Consider the following 16,441-nt stretch of genomic DNA (forward strand, 5'->3'; position numbering starts at 1 on the left):
ATTAGCCATAATAATTAAAAATCAAGTGTTCAGGCAACCGTTTGAAAACTTTTAGCGTCTTTATAAGTAACAGCTTACATTATTAATTCTAACAGACTATCAAAACTATGAAGAACTATGTAATTTTATCAATCGTATTTCTGATTTTAAGTTGCGTAAATGCACAAGAAAAGTCAAAAACTAATCTCAATGAAAATTCAAATATTAAAGAAGCTTTACTCGTTGGAACATTTCATTATAATAATCCTGGTGCTGATGTTGCCAAAACAAAAACATTTGACATCCTCAACGAAGATTCTCAACTTGAATTAAAAAAAATTAGTAAAAAAATCACAAATTACAATCCAACGAAAATATTTGTAGAATGGCCATACGACGAACAAAAGAAATTAGATTCTCTTTATCATATTTATACAAAAGGTAACTATTTCGACAACGATAGTCTTTCTGACTTTTATTTAAAAAATGAGATTTTTCAATTAGCATTTAGAATAGCAAAAGAGAATAATCTTAAAAAATTATACGCAATAGACTATTCTACCTCATTCCCATTTGAGGATGTTATGAAGGAAATTGCAAAAAACAATCAATCTGAACTTAAATCAATGATTGAAGATGGCATTTCTAAATTCACAGTTGATTTTGACAATAAAATTGAATCTGGAGTTTCGCTTATTGAACTTACGTATTATGTCAATAGTCAAGAGATGCGAAAGTTATCTAATTACTTTCACAATAATTTAATGCTTTTAGCAGGTAGCACAGAAGATTTTTCTGGACCCTTATTAACCTCCGAATGGTATAAAAGAAATCTGTATATGTGGTCATTAATTCAAAAAAATGTAACGGAATCCGATGAAAGAATTATGATTTTGGCTGGTTCAAGTCACATTGCAATGTTTGAGTTATTTATAAAACAAAATGACAAATGGAAGGTCAAGGAATTACAACAGGTTATGGAAAAATAATTATGGCTAACACTGTTTTAAGCCAACGGCGGAAGTTGGTCAATGAATGTAAATTCTACAATTTAAAACGTATCTTTATTTCAGATAAGCCCGTTTACGGCATCGCCGTGGCTGCTAGATCACACGCTGCTTCGCAACTTCTAGCTTTTGCTCAGCAAAACTTTTTGAGCAATAGCTAGCCAAGCATCGCAACTGGGATTATAAAAAACACGTTAGTCACAATTTAAATGACAAGACTTTTCACCATATTAATATTAACTATTGCATTCACCGCAAATAGTCAGTCATTAAAAACATTATCAATTGATGAACAACTAGAAGATGTTGAATTCATCCAAACAGAGTTAGAGAAATTGCATCCAGGGATATATACCTATCAAACTAAAAAGCAGTTTGAAGATGGGTTTAACTCATTGAAATCAAACCTTCAAAAAAATCAAACTGTTTTTGAATTCTATAATAATTTGGTTCCTGTCATTAACCAAATAGGGTGTGGTCATACTACTTCTAAAATTCCCCCAAAAGAATTAAAAAAGATTCAAAAAAACAGAAGGTTCTTACCTATACGAATTAGAATCATTGATGACAGACTCTTTATAACTGAAGTCTTAATAGAGAGTAAGAATCTATTTCCTGGCTTAGAAATTTTATCAATTGATGGTGTTAGTGCAGCTAGTTTTATAAATTCAAATTTAAACAGATATCCATCCGATGGGAGAATAATGTCGCGTAAATATCAAATGCTCGAAAATTACTTTTCAATCGACTATAGTAAGTTTCATTATACTTCCGGGCAGTTCCAAATTGAGATTAACAATAGCGAGGAGAATAAGACTATTTCCGTAGATGGTATTAGCTATAAAGATTTCATTTCGAAAACGAATCATTCGAAATTGGATGATATGGAACTAAAATTAATAGATTCCATTTCTACAGCAATTATAACTATTCGGAATTCAAAATCTAAAAAGGCTTTTAATGATTTTCTCGAAAATTCATTTTCTAAAATTAGAATTAATAAAATACATAATTTAATTATAGATGTAAGATACGATTCATTCAATAGAGATAGTGACGGAGCACAATTGTTCTCTTATTTGACAACTGAAACATTTAGATATTATGATAAATTAGAGGTGACAAAAAATTATGATGTTCCAAAAGCCTTACGATGGCTTGCTCGTTATCCCATAGAACAAGATAGTTTAGGAAAATATTACTGGAAAATCCATCCTCAATTAGAATTACAGATTCCCAAGCCAAATCCCTTTCTGGGAAAAGTTTTCATATTAACAGATGGATTTACTTTTTCTGCTACAAGTGAATTCTCTTCTAAAATTAAAAGCACCAAAAGAGGTCTAATCATAGGGCGTGAAACAGGAGGTAGCTATTACGGAAACAATAGTGGAGGTATGTTGCGGAAAGTATTACCTAATTCTGGAATTATAGTTTACGTACCTCCCATTCATTACATTCTGGATGTAAACGACTTAGGGAACTATTCAAGAGGAGTTATTCCGGATATAATTGTTAAAGAGAAGTTTAACAATCTTATTTTGAATCATGATCTGGTTAAACAAGCAGCCCTCAATGTAATAAAAGAGAGATAAAAACTGTGTATAATTCATTTTGCAATTCGTATAACTCAAAAATTTAGCTACCATTAAATATTTGTTACTCCCGATATATTTGAAGTTACAGCTTCACTCCAACAACCAATAAAAAGCCTACACGTCTTCACTGTCTAAGCAAAGCATTTACAATACCGTTGGGCTTGATTATTTGAACTACCTAATTCAATTAATATTATATCTTTAGAGAAACTAACCCCTAATGATGCAACTCTTCAGAGTTCGGGTCAAATCACTTTGCTCGACAATAAGCTACTGGAGGAATTTGCGTACGCACTTGATGGATCCACAGCGAACCAACGAATGTCATAAGCCTTATGCATACATGCTGATATTAATTTAAAAAAATCAATTGGTAATTATAGAAAAATATAAACTCCTTGGTAATAATATCCTAACAAATCAAAAATGAAAAGAATAATCGTCTTTGCTGCCTTAATAATTATTGGCTGCCAATCTTCTAAGAAAACCGAAGAACTTCCCTTTAAACAATTAATAAACTCAATTGACCAATATGCAGATAATACATTAGAAAAAGGAAATATTAATTCGTTGGCAGTAGCTATATATAAAGATGGGCAAGTATATCATAATTATTATGGCAACATTCATAAAGACTCTAGGGGTATAGCAAATGACAATTCGGTTTATGAAATCGCATCTGTTACAAAAGTTTTTGTCGGCTCTCTTGCTGCAAAGGCTGTACTCGAAAACAAAATCTCATTAGATGATGACATTAGGGACTATCTAGACGGTGATTATCCAAATTTAAAATTTGAAGAAACACCTATAACTATTAAAAATTTATTGACACATACGTTAGGTTTTAAAAACAAAAGGCCTAAAAAACTAGAAGAAGTTGAAAATAAAATTTCTAACGGATATTATGAAAATCGCCCTATAGACTACGATATAAGTGATTTTTTACAAGAACTAAATACAATTGAACTCGATAAAAAACCAGGAACTTTTTATCGTTATAACTCAATAGGACCAGAATTAGTAGCTTATATTCTAGAGCAAGTTTACAATGATTCATTTGAAAATATACTAGAAGCATTTTTAACTGAATTAGATATGAAACCTACCTACAAAATAGTCGAAAAGAACACAGTGAATATCATGTAGATGGTTATACCGAGCATGGCAAACTAGCTCCAAGATCCAAAAGTGCTTTGCTTGGAGCCGGCGGAGGTATGTTATCAACCTTACCCGACTTGATTAAATTTATGAGATTTCAGTTTGAAAGTGATAACCCTTTAATTAAAGAATCAACTAAAACCTTATTTGAAAACAATGATGACGATAAGATAGGGTACCTCTGGGATGTAGATGTGGCGGAAAAGGAGGGCTTTTATTATATGAAAACAGGAACTTCAAGTGGCATTCAAAGTGTTCTTTTAATATGTCCTGACACCAGATATGGTCTTATTCTAATTGCCAATAGCACATCTGAAAAAGCATATAATGATTGGGCATTACTTTATGACAAAGTGGAAACAGATTTAATAATGTATCCAAAAAGAAACTTGATGTCATTACTCAAAGATAAATTTATCACAGATCCAAATCAAGCTATTATTGATTATAATAAATTGACAAAAGAAGATCAAACATATTACACGGTTCATAATAATTTATCAGATGCTTTAAACAATTTAGGCTATGAATATTTAAGTGAAAATGAAACTAAAAAAGCGTTACAAATATTCAAATTGTTGATATCCAAATATCCCGAAAACAGCAACGCTTATGATAGTTTAGGAGATGCATATTTAGTGGATAACGATTTCTCTAACGCACTAATCAATTATAAAAAATCACTTGAATTAAACCCAAATAATAATAACGCAAAAATTAATATTTCTAAAATAAATGAGCTTAAGTATAGAGATTGATATTGCCAACAATGACTATAAGTAATTGAAATTTCACACTACTAAGTGTGACCGGGACCAGTGTTATTAATTAAAATAAACTATTATAAAAAATGATCCAAAAACTCCAAAATAATGACATAGAAGTAGCACAAAGAATACGTTCAGTTTTTCAATTATCATATAAGATAGAGGCCAAATTGTTAAATGCTACGGACTTTCCTCCCTTAAAAAGATCTCTTGAAAGTTATATAAATAGTGAAACAGCCTTTTTCGGATACTTAAAAAGTAACGAACTTGCCGGAGTTATTGAAATTGAACATAACAATAACTTTACACATATTAATAGCTTAGTGGTGGCTCCAAATTTTTTCAGACAAGGAATCGCACGAAAATTAATGGAATTCGTTTTTAATACATATGATTCGAAACTTTTTGTTGTTGAAACTGGATTAGACAATGGGCCGGCTAACGAATTGTATAAGAAATTTAATTTCAAAGAAGTGAAACAATGGGACACGGACCACGGAATTAGAAAAATAAAATTTGAGCGAAGAATAAATAACTAAGCAAAATACCGTATTGGAACAAAAATACTGTATACATTTCAGCAAATTAAATCCTCAACTATTCGGTAATTTATCGTTTTAGAGTGTGCTTACTAAAATATGGTTGCTAGCTGTGTATAAAAGCTAGAGCTCTGATGGTTAAGCGAATTCAATTTTCTCAAAAATTACTATCATAGATAAACAGAATAAACGAGTAGAAAACTTCGCCGTGGCTTCTGGGTCTCACACTATTACCGCAGCTGCCAATATTTCCTTCCGCAAATTTGGTTACGCCTCATTGAGCAAAGGATCGCCACGAGCTTGATACAAATACTTTCACCACAATAGTAAAATGAAACTGATGAATAAAACAACAGATAATAAGCTGATGATCGGTCTTACAATATTATTGTTATTGACCGTCAATTATATAGCGAGCATATTCATAAAACAGTATATGACTGATATCACGGCATATGATAGCATTGGGTTTTGGCTATAAAACATACGCGAATTGGACATGGAGTAATTTGGGTTTATGAAAATCAAAGAATTGGTGGCAACCAATACTTATGCTCATTGGATTATATATTACCTACACCCTATTTGGTCGCTATATAGCGCCTGAAATCATGAAACTTGGGGATCGTCCAGACATTTCACATTTAATGAATATACCCGGAAATTTTCAGGGGCTTATTATCTCACTCATCATGGTATGGATTACGGCTGCTTTTTTGGAGGAACTTATTTTCCGTGGATTCCTGCTTAATGCGATTGATAGATTGTTAGGAAGCACTAAATGGTCATTGTGGACCGCTGTAGTGATCAGTTCGGCAATCTTTGGAGTCATTCATGCCTATCAGGGACTTACTGGTATTTTGCTCACTGGATGCATTGGATTCATTTTTGGGGTCGCTTTTGTTATAAACGGCAGAAGGCTCTGGCCGTTGATCCTGATGCATGGAATCATAGATACAATTTCATTTATAAGTATCTATCAAATGGAACCGATATAAAAAATACTGAACTCATAACAACAAAAAAAGACGAAAACTAGCTAGTTTTCGTCTTCAGGTTTGACAAATTCTAATTTATATTTTTCTAAAAATTTCTTCTGTCTGGCGATCATTTGTTGTGTTATTTTATCAATATCCATATAATCCCTGCCAAAATCACTTTTAAAAAAATCATCATTAAAAAACCGCTTACTAAAAAGTGAATCTTTAGAAAAAACATCTTCAAACCCTTGATTTTCAAAACCTGAAAAATTTGTAAAGAATCTTGATTTAAAAGATTGCAATAAACTGTCCTTATCTACATTCGAAAGGTTCTCTAGGTTACCATTCGATGACCAAGAATAGATACTGTCATATCTAATTAAATTCCCGTTGTCGTCAAACTCTTTATCAACTCTCCAAGAACCTTTAGGCTGTTCTGCTACATTTCCTTGAATTTCTTTTGTTTCAGCACTTTTTGTATCATTTTTCTGTCCGTTGCAACTAATACTTAACAAGCCAATCATAAATAATAAAACATATTTCTTCATCATTTTAGGTTTTAAGTTAAACTTAATCTAAGGTTTGTTATAAATGTTTTGAACAAACCTCCTGTTTCTATCGTTTTTATCAATTTATTTTGGTGAAACTCCTCGGATTTTCGTTCACCATTTTTATACCACACACATTCCAAATAACTGTCACAATCAACCAAACCAAGTATAGAGTCTTTTTTTGGAACATATTTTAGAACTTGCATTTTTGGAGCGGTAAGTTTCCCTTTAACTTTTACCCAATCTCCAGATTTGAACTTTCTAGGCATAGCATTAAAATTTTAAAAATTAAACATTCTAAATAGTATAGAGAGGACCGATTTGATTTATCGGCCCCCTTCCATACTTCTTAATCTAAAAACTTAGTGATTCAATTATGAAATCTTAATACTTCTAGCAGGCTTTTGTTTAGCCTCTTCCTTTTTTGGTAAAAGAATACTCAAAATGCCTTCGTTATAGTTAGCATTAATTTTTTCTTCATCTACACTCTCTGGGAGAGTAAAAGTTCTTTTAAAGGCAGAATAGCCAAACTCTCTACGCGTGTAATTCTCTTCTTTCTGTTCGTTTTCTTCCGTTGTTTCTGAAGAAATTGATAATACCAGATTGTCAATGTAGATATGTAAATCTGATTTTTTTAGACCTGGCACTGCCATTTCCACCATAAAATCATCGGGAGTTTCCTTGATATTTACTTTTGGTAACGTAATTCCAGTATTGAAGTTTGATGCAAATACTGATGGTAGATCTCTATTAATGATATCATCTAACCAATTTGACAAAGTTGGGAAGTTTTGATTTGAATTGCTGTTCGATAAACTTCCGTTTTTAGGAACACTAACTAAGTTGCTCATAATTACAAAATTTTAAATTAAACATTATTTCAAATTTGAAATCTTCTTGATTTCAATAATACATTGACAAATAAAATACCAAAATTAACGAATCGCATTTTTAAACGAAAAACAGATGTAGTCCTGAATATTTCTGTCAAATTTTCAGAATAAATGAAGTTTTTTCAGTTAAAAAAAATGTCATATTGACAATAGAATAACCGTCTAATCATTAACTTCAATATACCCAAAAGCGTATAAAACAAATTACAGGAGTGGTTAGACAAATTCAAATTCTTAAAAACAAAAAGACAAGCCGTTGTTACAGTTAAAGTACTGAATAGACATGACGCAAAATTTTATTTCAACCATTCAGAAATTTCAAATAAGGAAGCATTAAAATTAGTTAGAAAAAAGTTCGACAATTTGATCATTATTGAAAATCAAAAACAAGAATCCATAACTATTACTGATAAAAAGTAAAGAGACAATGTTATGTAAATATAATTGCTAGTGTAGCTTGCACTGGCAAAATCAAGCGGATTTTATATTCGAATTGTATTTGGTAAATTCGTTACTCAAAACACGCAACTAATCTTATAAAAAGTTGTGCTTCATTTTGACCAACCGGTAACCTATGATAAAATTCTTTAGAAAAATTCGGCAAAAAACGCTCACGGAAAGTAAGTTTGGAAAATACTTACTATATGCCTTGGGAGAAATTATCCTCGTGGTTATCGGAATTTTAATTGCACTTTCAATCAATAATCGGAATGAAGCCGAAAAAGACAGAGCTTTTGAAATTAAAATGTTATCTGAAATTGAAAAAGGATTATTATTAGATAAATTGAATTTACAAGAGCATATTAACGCCTATGTAGTCTTGGGAAATACGGTAGATTATTTTACAGATCTGACACAAAATAAGATCATCTTTCAAGATTCTATGCAATCAGATTTATGGAAATTAAATATTGGTAGATATTTTCAGTTTAACAGAGGTCCATATGATGCCCTAAAATCCTCTGGATTAGATCGTGTTTCTAATGACAGTATTAGAAATCACCTTATAAATTTCTTTGATTTCAAGCTATTAGAGTTTCAAACGGAAATAAATCATACTACGAGACGCTATAGACCTAATGTAGATCTGTTACTCGCACTTCGTGAAGACCCATTCCTTGATAAAGACAGCAACTGGGTTGTTAATCGTATTCCGAAAGACATTTTACAAAAACCAAAATTCATATGGCTTCTTTCAGATATTGATTGGCGCGTTACAAGTTCAAAAAATGCAATCGAAGAATTTTCACCGAAGATAGACGCGTTAATCAGAGCTATTAACAATGAAATCGGCAACAACTAACAAAGGCAAAACACCCTTGTAACCAATATTAAAAGAATGGGAAAAAAATTAGATCACATTACCTCCGAATTAAAGGAATTTATCAAACAACAGGAAATGTTCTTTGTAGGAACAGCTGCTGAAAATGGAAGAGTAAATATTTCTCCTAAAGGAATGGATACCTTTAGAGTACTTAGCCAAAATAAAATTATTTGGCTAAATCTAACTGGAAGTGGGAATGAAACCGCTGCACACCTATTAAAAAATAATAGAATGACCATCATGTTTTGTGCTTTCAAAGGGAAACCATTAATACTAAGACTTTATGGTTTTGCTAAGATCTACCATAATCGAGATGAGAAATTTAAAGATCATTTAAAACTATTTCCGTCGACAGCAGGTTCAAGGCAAATCATAGAAATGGAAGTTGATCTAGTTCAAACATCTTGTGGATATGCCGTTCCCATCATGGATTTCAAAGAGGAGCGAACCATATTAAATTCATGGGCAGAGAAACAAGGCAATGAAAAAATAGAAAAATACTGGGCTGAAAAGAATGCGCAAAGTATTGATGGTTTTGAAACAAACATTTGAAATAAATAGAAATAGCTGCAACACCCTATAAAATCAATAGTGAACATTGTTAAAATCTAAAGTCATATTTTTAAACGTATATTTAATGCCAAATATGTAACCGACTTTATCTGAATGTCGTGCTAGATTCCCGTCAGAACAAAGAACCTATTTTGGTTGTTGACAATAGCTCGGCATTTATAAATTACCTTAAGTTATACCTACACCTAACCTACTAGAAATACACCTATGAATTATTCTCAATTGCCCATTCTGATTTTAAGCTTTTTACTGTTTTCTTGTAATAACAAACCCAAGCAAGAAACTCAGGAAGAAACGTTACAAAGTTTTCAAAATAAAGGGCATGAACTCATCTACAACATGTCAAAAAAGGTTGGAGATTATAAAACTCTTATGGATAAAAAGGATGTGATCTACACCTATTCCTATCAAACTCCCGATGGTAAATCTGATATCTCAACAGAAAAATACATTTTTGATGGAGAACTGTCATACGGACTTTATAAAAAACATGAACGAACTTTTCCTGACCTTGTAGGCTCCTTTGAACAGGGATATGACGGTAATAACTTCTGGCTAAAGCACAAAGGAGAAACTATAAAAGATTCTGTTCGTTTAAAACGAGTTGCCTTTAATAGACCGACCAACTTTTATTGGTTTACAATGTTTCAAAAATTATTAGATCCCGGTTTAAATTATGAATACCTCGGAGATGAACTTATAAATGATATAGATTATGACGTAGTTAAAGTTACGTTTAATTCTATCGATAAAACTCCTACCGATATTTATCAGCTATACATTAATAAAAAAACTTCTTTGGTAGACCAATTTCTTTTTACTGTAGCTGATTTTGGGGTGGTTGAAACTCCATATTTAATGACACTAAAGTATGAGCCTATAGATAGTATATTGATACCCTCACAACGACAATACAAAAAATCTACTTGGAACGCCGATGTTAGTGAAGAACCATGGATATATGTAACTTGGTCAAACATTAAATTTCAAAATGATTTAAATAAAGACCTATTTAAAGAATAGAATAAACATTAATAAAACAGATTAGCACAATAAATTAAACAATTGTGTTTATCAGACTACTTTAAAGGTTGTTTACCGTTAAAAAGACTGCTTTTAGTGAGGTTTTGAGTTATAACTCAAATTTGGTTACGGACTAAATCGAGTAAGATATTTGATGCCTTTTTCAATATTTCCTTCATGATTGTCTTAACAGGGATCAGTAGAATGATAAGCTCGATTAGAGGCATTATCATTCATTCATATAATTACTTATCTTTAATTCTGAAGAAAACACTATACTGCTTTGTCGCGGCTTCTGAGCTTTACGCTCTCCAAGATGCGAGATATTCGTTTTTCTTCGGAATTAAAACGAGCTCTAGATCGCCACGTTATTGTGCTAAAATACTATTAAAAATAGGCGCAAACACTGGTGACTACATGTATGAACAAATCAATTGACCAACCGAATTTTAAATACCCTTAAATGTAACCCATGACAAAAATTAGAAAGTCATCTATCGAAATGGATAAGGAAGAGTTTCGAAAAATTGGATATCAATTAATTGATGATATTTCTAGTTTTATTCATTCTATCGATCAAAAACCAGTCACTCCAAATGAAAGTCCGAGTGAGCTACAAAAAATACTAGGAAACCAATCCTTACCTGAAAATGGTAAGCCAGCATCTGACTTAATTTCTAAAACGACAGATTTATTGTTGAACCATTCGTTATTGAACGGGCACCCCAAATTTTTAGGGTATATCACGTCTTCTGCTGCCCCAATTGGAGCCTTAGCAGATTTACTTGCAGCTTCGGTCAATCCAAATGTTGGAGCACATATTTTAAGTCCAATTGCTACTGAAATTGAAAAACAAACTATTAGATGGTTAGCCGAATTTATTGGTGTCTCACCAGATTACGGCGGTATTTTAGTTAGTGGGGGTAATATGGCAAATTTTACCGCCTTTTTAGCAGCTAGAACTGCAAAAGCACCTAAAAGCATTAAGGAAGATGGAATTCAGAATGCTTCAAAAAAATTAACAGTCTACTGTTCTAAAACAACCCATACATGGATTGAAAAGGCAGTGATCTTATTCGGATTAGGCACAAACTCCATTCGATGGATACAGACCGATGCTTCTAATAAAATGAACATTGAGGTTTTGGCTTCCACGATAAGTGAGGATCTAGCGAATAACTGTATTCCATTAATGGTAGTTGGTACAGCCGGTGATGTGAGTACTGGAGTTATTGATGATTTAAATAAAATTGCAACTATTTGCAAAAAATACGATCTATGGTTTCATATTGATGGGGCCTATGGAGTTCCTGCCGCGATCATCCCAAAACTTAAACATTTATTTGAAGGAATTAAAGAAGCAGATTCTATTGCTTTAGACCCTCATAAATGGTTATACAGTCCGCTCGAAGCTGGATGTACATTGGTGAAAAATCCTCAGCATCTAGTTGATACTTTTAGTTCGCATCCTGAATATTACAACTTTAGTAACGGTGAAGACGATACGGCGCAAAATTTTTATGAGTACGGACTTCAAAACTCACGAGGATTTCGTGCTTTAAAGGTCTGGCTAAGCCTACAACAGCTCGGCCGTAGTGGATATGAAAAACTCATTAACGAAGATATTGAGCTTGCAAAAATGCTTTTTGAACTTGCCGAAAAACATCCCGAATTGGAAGCCGTTTCTCAAAACTTAAGTATTACAACTTTTAGATATAACCCGAATACGGCCTCTGCAAACAATGCTTATCTAAATACTTTAAACGAAAATCTCTTAAACGAATTACAAAAGGGCGGAGAAGTTTTTTTATCAAACGCTGTGGTTAAAGATCAATATTGTTTGCGGGCTTGTATTGTAAATTTTAGAACTTCCAAAAAAGACATTCAAGAAATAATAGAAATTATAGTAAAGGAGGGAAGAAAAGTACATCAACACTTATCCAAAAACGAAAAAAGTAATTAAAACAGCATACTGTTTTATGTAACCACTTCTGCCCAAAAGAAGTGTGCCCATATAAATTTAAAAAATATACTATACATAATGAACAAATCTTTAAAACGAATCATCCACTTTCCTATTACTAAAATCATGCTAGGTATAGCAATCTGCTTGCTAATATTGATCGCTGTTCAAAACTATATATCAAAACCCATATTTCAAAACTTAATCGCCTCCAAGCAAATAGCAGATTCGATAATAAATTATATTTCAGTTGCAGTTTTGTTGTTTACCTATTACTATTTATTCCGCTTGTATGAAAAAAGAAAGATTGCGGAATTATCAAGTAAGAATATAATTAAAGAACTATTTGGAGGGTTCTTTTTAGGGTTTTCAATTTTATCTGTTGTAATTCTAATACTGTATTTATTCGGCTATTATGAGGTATTGAGCTTTTCAGGGTTCTCATATTTTTTAGCTCCGTTCTCATTTCTTGTGATAGCGGCATTAATGGAAGAAATTTTCTTCAGAGCTATTCTATACAGAATTTTAGAAAACTGGATTGGAACTTATATTGCTTTGGTCGTTATCTCCATTCTCTTTGAATTGCCTCATATATTTAATGATAACGTAACACTTCTATCTGTGCTTTTAGGACTTCTTTTTGGTTTTGCACATGGAATAATGTATACATACACCAAGAGAATTTGGTTGCCATTTGCATTTCATTTGGGATGGAATTTTGCGCAGCCTTTCTATGGTTCAAATTTATCTGGTCTCCAAGATGTTGGCACTGTCTTAAATGCCAAATTTAGCGGTCCAGAATTAATAACTGGAACTATATATGGAATTGAAGATTCAATCTTGTCTGTGTTATTATTGCTGGTAGTATGTATCGTCTTTTTATATCTATCTATAAAAGAGAATAAGATAAATAGACGAAAAATAAAGACTAAGACTGTATTAGACCAATAGAAAGTACAATTAATTTTATAAATAATTATACTAAACACCAAGAGGTCACACCTCTTAAAATGTCTCTCGTTTAGCATTTTACTGATGATTCTTTTGGTCAATTAAAACATTAATCGTAATATTGCGATAGATAATAATGCAATGGGACTTTCAAAAACAGAAATATTTACCGATGAACAAAACTTGATCTCAACTTTTGCTAAGGTATTTGGTCATCCGGCGAGAGTAGCGATCCTACAACATTTATTTAAAATTAACTCTTGTGTATGTGGCGACCTTGTCAACGAGATTGGATTAGCCCAACCTACCATTTCGCAACACCTCAAAGAACTTAAATATTTGGGGCTCATTAAAGGAAATGTTGAAGGAACCAGCGTATGTTACTGTATAAATAATGATAAATGGACCGAAATGAAAGAGGTAATGACTGAGTTTCTAAATCAGGATATTATATCTAAAGAAGATTGCTGTTAAAAAAATTTGATTCTATTAATCGCTTTATTGCAATAAATTAATGTGTTATGAATCTTTTTAATTCAACCACTATGAAGACCAAAATCTTATTTCCAGACTACACAACATAATTAACAAGAAAAACAAAAATTGAACATCATGAATATATCTCAGATCAAAACGCAATTACGTCAGCTAAAAACGATTTCCTTTCAACTACCAAACGGAGAACTCGTTCCCAATCATTTTCATGTAACCGAAGTTGGAAAAGTCACTAAACACTTTATTGACTGCGGCGGAACTGTACGAAACGAAGAAGTTGCTAATTTTCAGCTATGGAATGCAAACGACTATGATCACAGATTGCATCCCGAAAAATTATTGAGTATAATTGAACTTTCAGAAAAGATTTTAGACCTTGGAGATCTAGAGATCGAAGTTGAATACCAAGCAGAAACGATCGGAAAATTCGGACTTGATTTTGACGGAACACATTTTTTACTAACCTCAAAACAAACCGATTGTTTGGCAAAGGATAAATGCGGAATACCTACGGAAAAAACAAAAGTAAAATTATCAGATCTAACTGAAGAACCGTGTTGTTCACCAGATGGAAACTGTTGCTAAATACCAAAACATGATCACAACCCTATTCCTTGAAATAGAACAAACCATTAAGAATTTGCGCCCGCAAACTATTTCAGAAGAGCGAAAAACTATTTTACAACCGCTAACCAATTTTATTCAGTCAAAGGTTACAAATGATGAGGAAATTAGAATCAATTTTATCTGTACTCACAACTCACGGCGAAGTCACTTATCACAAGTTTGGGCTCAAACAATGGCTAGTTACTTTAATATTAAAAACGTATTTTGCTATTCAGGCGGAACCGAAGCCACAGCTCTTTTCCCAATGGTTACAGAAACTTTAAAAAATGTAGGTTTTCAAATCAGGATGATTTCAGAAAATAAAAATCCTATTTACAGTATTAAATACGCCGATAATGAACACCCCATCATTGGATTTTCTAAACTATTAGATGATGATTTTAATCCAAGATCGCAATTCGCTGCGATCATGACCTGCGATTCGGCAAATGAAGCCTGCCCTTTTGTTCCAGGAGCCGAACAACGTATTCCAATAACTTTTGAAGACCCAAAAGCTTTTGATAATACACCACAACAAGCTAAAAAATATAACGAGAGAAGTTTGCAAATCGCAACCGAATTATTTTATGTTTTCTCTCAAATAAATTCATAAAAATGGCTACTAAAAAATTGAGTTTTCTTGATAGAAATCTAACTCTATGGATCTTTGTTGCAATGATAATTGGTGTTGGACTCGGGTATTTTATTCCAAGTTTTCCGAATATTATAAATTCATTTAGTTACGGAACCACCAACATCCCAATTGCGATCGGCTTGATCCTTATGATGTATCCTCCCCTGGCAAAAGTCAACTATGCACTACTGCCAAAAGTATTCAAAAACACAAAAATCTTATCCATTTCCCTTATCCTAAACTGGGTAATTGGACCCATTTTGATGTTTATTCTAGCAATTACTTTTTTACGTGATTATCCGGAATATATGGTCGGACTTATCTTAATTGGTTTGGCACGTTGTATCGCAATGGTTTTAGTATGGAACGACCTTGCTGAAGGAAGCAGTGAATATGGAGCAGGGTTGGTTGCCTTAAATAGTATTTTTCAAGTGTTTGCTTATAGTTTTTACGCCTGGATATTTATAACAGTGCTTCCGCCGTATTTTGGATTTGAAGGCGCCATTGTAGATATCTCAATAGGAACAATCGCCGAAAGTGTAGCTATTTATTTAGGTATTCCTTTTGTAATGGGAATATTAAGCAGACTGATCTTAGTTAAAATAAAAGGCGAAGAATGGTATACAAAGAAATTCGTACCTACCATTTCGCCAATAACCTTAATTGCTCTGTTATTTACAATTGTAGTTATGTTCTCTCTAAAAGGGGAATTGATCGTTGAGATTCCAATGGATGTAGTGATCATTGCAATTCCGTTACTTATCTATTTCAGCTTAATGTTTATTATTGGATTTTTCATTACCAAAGCAACGGGAGCAGCATATGATAAAACTGCAGCAGTAGCCTTTACAGCAGCTGGAAATAACTTTGAACTAGCTATTGCCGTGGCGATTGCTGTATTCGGATTGAATTCCGGACAAGCATTTGCAGGAGTTATTGGTCCATTAGTTGAAGTACCTGCATTGATCTTATTAGTTCGTGTTTCGTTTTGGTTACGAAAAAAATATTTCAAAAAAACACCACAACACAAAGTTGAGTAAGAGAAAACTGCACGTTCCATATTACAGAATAGCGGTTTGAGTCATTAACTGAACCGTTATTAAATTAACTAATAGATGTCTTGCTTTGTTATTAAATGAGGCTATAAGATTTATGGCGTTTTACATATCAACATCAAACTACAATATACTTCGTTCAAACATACTAATGACAGTCTAAGCACAAGATTGGAAAGAGTATTCTCCTTTTCGATCAAACAAAATACTGATTAAATGGTAGAAAAAATTACAATAAAAGTCTATTTATAATTGATTTTTCACAAGGCAATAACACAAAAAAATAGCTAACTTTAAATATTCTTACGTTCAAAGGTGAACGTGAGTTCAGCGGAGCTCCCAGAGCAT

Annotated in this window: 19 protein-coding genes; 16 read left to right on the forward strand and 3 right to left on the reverse strand. The window is 32.5% G+C overall.

The genetic code is table 11. The features are described 5' to 3' along the window. Window positions 1-107: 107 nt before the first annotated feature. From ACY2RU_RS00100 to ACY2RU_RS00130, 7 genes are all read left to right on the forward strand, one after another. A complete protein-coding gene (locus tag ACY2RU_RS00100; protein WP_490136363.1) occupies window positions 108-968 on the forward strand; it encodes a DUF5694 domain-containing protein in 861 nt (286 codons plus the stop codon). Between the two features lie 227 nt (window positions 969-1,195). Beyond that, window positions 1,196-2,578, forward strand: coding sequence for a S41 family peptidase (locus ACY2RU_RS00105; RefSeq protein WP_490136364.1), 1,383 nt, complete (start codon window positions 1,196-1,198; stop codon window positions 2,576-2,578). A gap of 429 nt (window positions 2,579-3,007) precedes the next feature. Beyond that, entirely contained in the window at window positions 3,008-3,727 is a 720-nt protein-coding gene (locus ACY2RU_RS00110) for a serine hydrolase domain-containing protein (protein ID WP_490136365.1), read from the forward strand. A gap of 47 nt (window positions 3,728-3,774) precedes the next feature. After that, complete coding sequence (locus tag ACY2RU_RS00115) at window positions 3,775-4,497, forward strand: tetratricopeptide repeat protein (RefSeq protein WP_490136366.1); 723 nt, start codon at window positions 3,775-3,777, stop codon at window positions 4,495-4,497. A gap of 92 nt (window positions 4,498-4,589) precedes the next feature. After that, window positions 4,590-5,045, forward strand: a complete 456-nt coding sequence (locus tag ACY2RU_RS00120) for a GNAT family N-acetyltransferase (protein WP_490136367.1) — start codon at window positions 4,590-4,592, stop codon at window positions 5,043-5,045. 340 nt (window positions 5,046-5,385) lie between these two features. After that, window positions 5,386-5,526, forward strand: coding sequence for a hypothetical protein (locus ACY2RU_RS00125; protein ID WP_490136368.1), 141 nt, complete (start codon window positions 5,386-5,388; stop codon window positions 5,524-5,526). 70 nt (window positions 5,527-5,596) lie between these two features. Beyond that, window positions 5,597-6,043 carry a CPBP family intramembrane glutamic endopeptidase gene (locus ACY2RU_RS00130; RefSeq protein ID WP_490136369.1) on the forward strand — a complete coding sequence of 149 codons (447 nt, stop codon included), beginning with the start codon at window positions 5,597-5,599 and terminating at the stop codon, window positions 6,041-6,043. A gap of 41 nt (window positions 6,044-6,084) precedes the next feature. Here ACY2RU_RS00130 and ACY2RU_RS00135 read toward each other — a convergent pair whose 3' ends face one another. The 3 genes from ACY2RU_RS00135 to ACY2RU_RS00145 form a co-directional block, all read right to left on the reverse strand. Next, the gene (locus ACY2RU_RS00135; RefSeq protein WP_490136370.1) at window positions 6,085-6,573 is read right to left on the reverse strand and encodes a hypothetical protein; all 489 of its coding nucleotides are present in this window, start codon (window positions 6,571-6,573) and stop codon (window positions 6,085-6,087) included. A gap of 11 nt (window positions 6,574-6,584) precedes the next feature. Then, window positions 6,585-6,845: a YodC family protein gene (locus ACY2RU_RS00140; RefSeq protein ID WP_490136371.1), complete on the reverse strand. Its 261-nt coding sequence runs from the start codon at window positions 6,843-6,845 to the stop codon at window positions 6,585-6,587. 105 nt (window positions 6,846-6,950) lie between these two features. Then, window positions 6,951-7,427: an Hsp20/alpha crystallin family protein gene (locus tag ACY2RU_RS00145; protein WP_490136372.1), complete on the reverse strand. Its 477-nt coding sequence runs from the start codon at window positions 7,425-7,427 to the stop codon at window positions 6,951-6,953. Window positions 7,428-8,043: 616 nt separating this feature from the next. Between ACY2RU_RS00145 and ACY2RU_RS00150 the strand changes: the two genes are divergently transcribed. From ACY2RU_RS00150 to arsB, 9 genes are all read left to right on the forward strand, one after another. Further along, entirely contained in the window at window positions 8,044-8,772 is a 729-nt protein-coding gene (locus tag ACY2RU_RS00150) for a DUF6090 family protein (RefSeq protein WP_490136373.1), read from the forward strand. Window positions 8,773-8,808: 36 nt separating this feature from the next. Beyond that, complete coding sequence (locus tag ACY2RU_RS00155) at window positions 8,809-9,345, forward strand: pyridoxamine 5'-phosphate oxidase family protein (protein WP_490136374.1); 537 nt, start codon at window positions 8,809-8,811, stop codon at window positions 9,343-9,345. 228 nt (window positions 9,346-9,573) lie between these two features. Next, window positions 9,574-10,389 (forward strand): hypothetical protein, encoded by an 816-nt coding sequence (locus tag ACY2RU_RS00160; RefSeq protein WP_490136375.1) that lies wholly within the window; start codon window positions 9,574-9,576, stop codon window positions 10,387-10,389. Window positions 10,390-10,861: 472 nt separating this feature from the next. Beyond that, window positions 10,862-12,352, forward strand: coding sequence for a pyridoxal phosphate-dependent decarboxylase family protein (locus ACY2RU_RS00165; protein ID WP_490136376.1), 1,491 nt, complete (start codon window positions 10,862-10,864; stop codon window positions 12,350-12,352). Between the two features lie 78 nt (window positions 12,353-12,430). Continuing rightward, window positions 12,431-13,303, forward strand: a complete 873-nt coding sequence (locus ACY2RU_RS00170) for a CPBP family intramembrane glutamic endopeptidase (RefSeq protein WP_490136377.1) — start codon at window positions 12,431-12,433, stop codon at window positions 13,301-13,303. Between the two features lie 141 nt (window positions 13,304-13,444). Next, window positions 13,445-13,777 (forward strand): ArsR/SmtB family transcription factor, encoded by a 333-nt coding sequence (locus tag ACY2RU_RS00175; RefSeq protein WP_490136378.1) that lies wholly within the window; start codon window positions 13,445-13,447, stop codon window positions 13,775-13,777. 138 nt (window positions 13,778-13,915) lie between these two features. Further along, window positions 13,916-14,383 (forward strand): DUF6428 family protein, encoded by a 468-nt coding sequence (locus ACY2RU_RS00180; RefSeq protein WP_490136379.1) that lies wholly within the window; start codon window positions 13,916-13,918, stop codon window positions 14,381-14,383. 10 nt (window positions 14,384-14,393) lie between these two features. Then, complete coding sequence (locus ACY2RU_RS00185; protein ID WP_490136380.1) at window positions 14,394-15,017, forward strand: low molecular weight phosphatase family protein; 624 nt, start codon at window positions 14,394-14,396, stop codon at window positions 15,015-15,017. Window positions 15,018-15,019: 2 nt separating this feature from the next. Next, entirely contained in the window at window positions 15,020-16,078 is a 1,059-nt protein-coding gene (arsB, locus tag ACY2RU_RS00190) for an ACR3 family arsenite efflux transporter (protein ID WP_490136381.1), read from the forward strand. The last annotated feature ends 363 nt before the right edge of the window (window positions 16,079-16,441 follow it).

It is taken from the genome of Ulvibacter sp. 2305UL32-6, assembly GCF_058148545.1.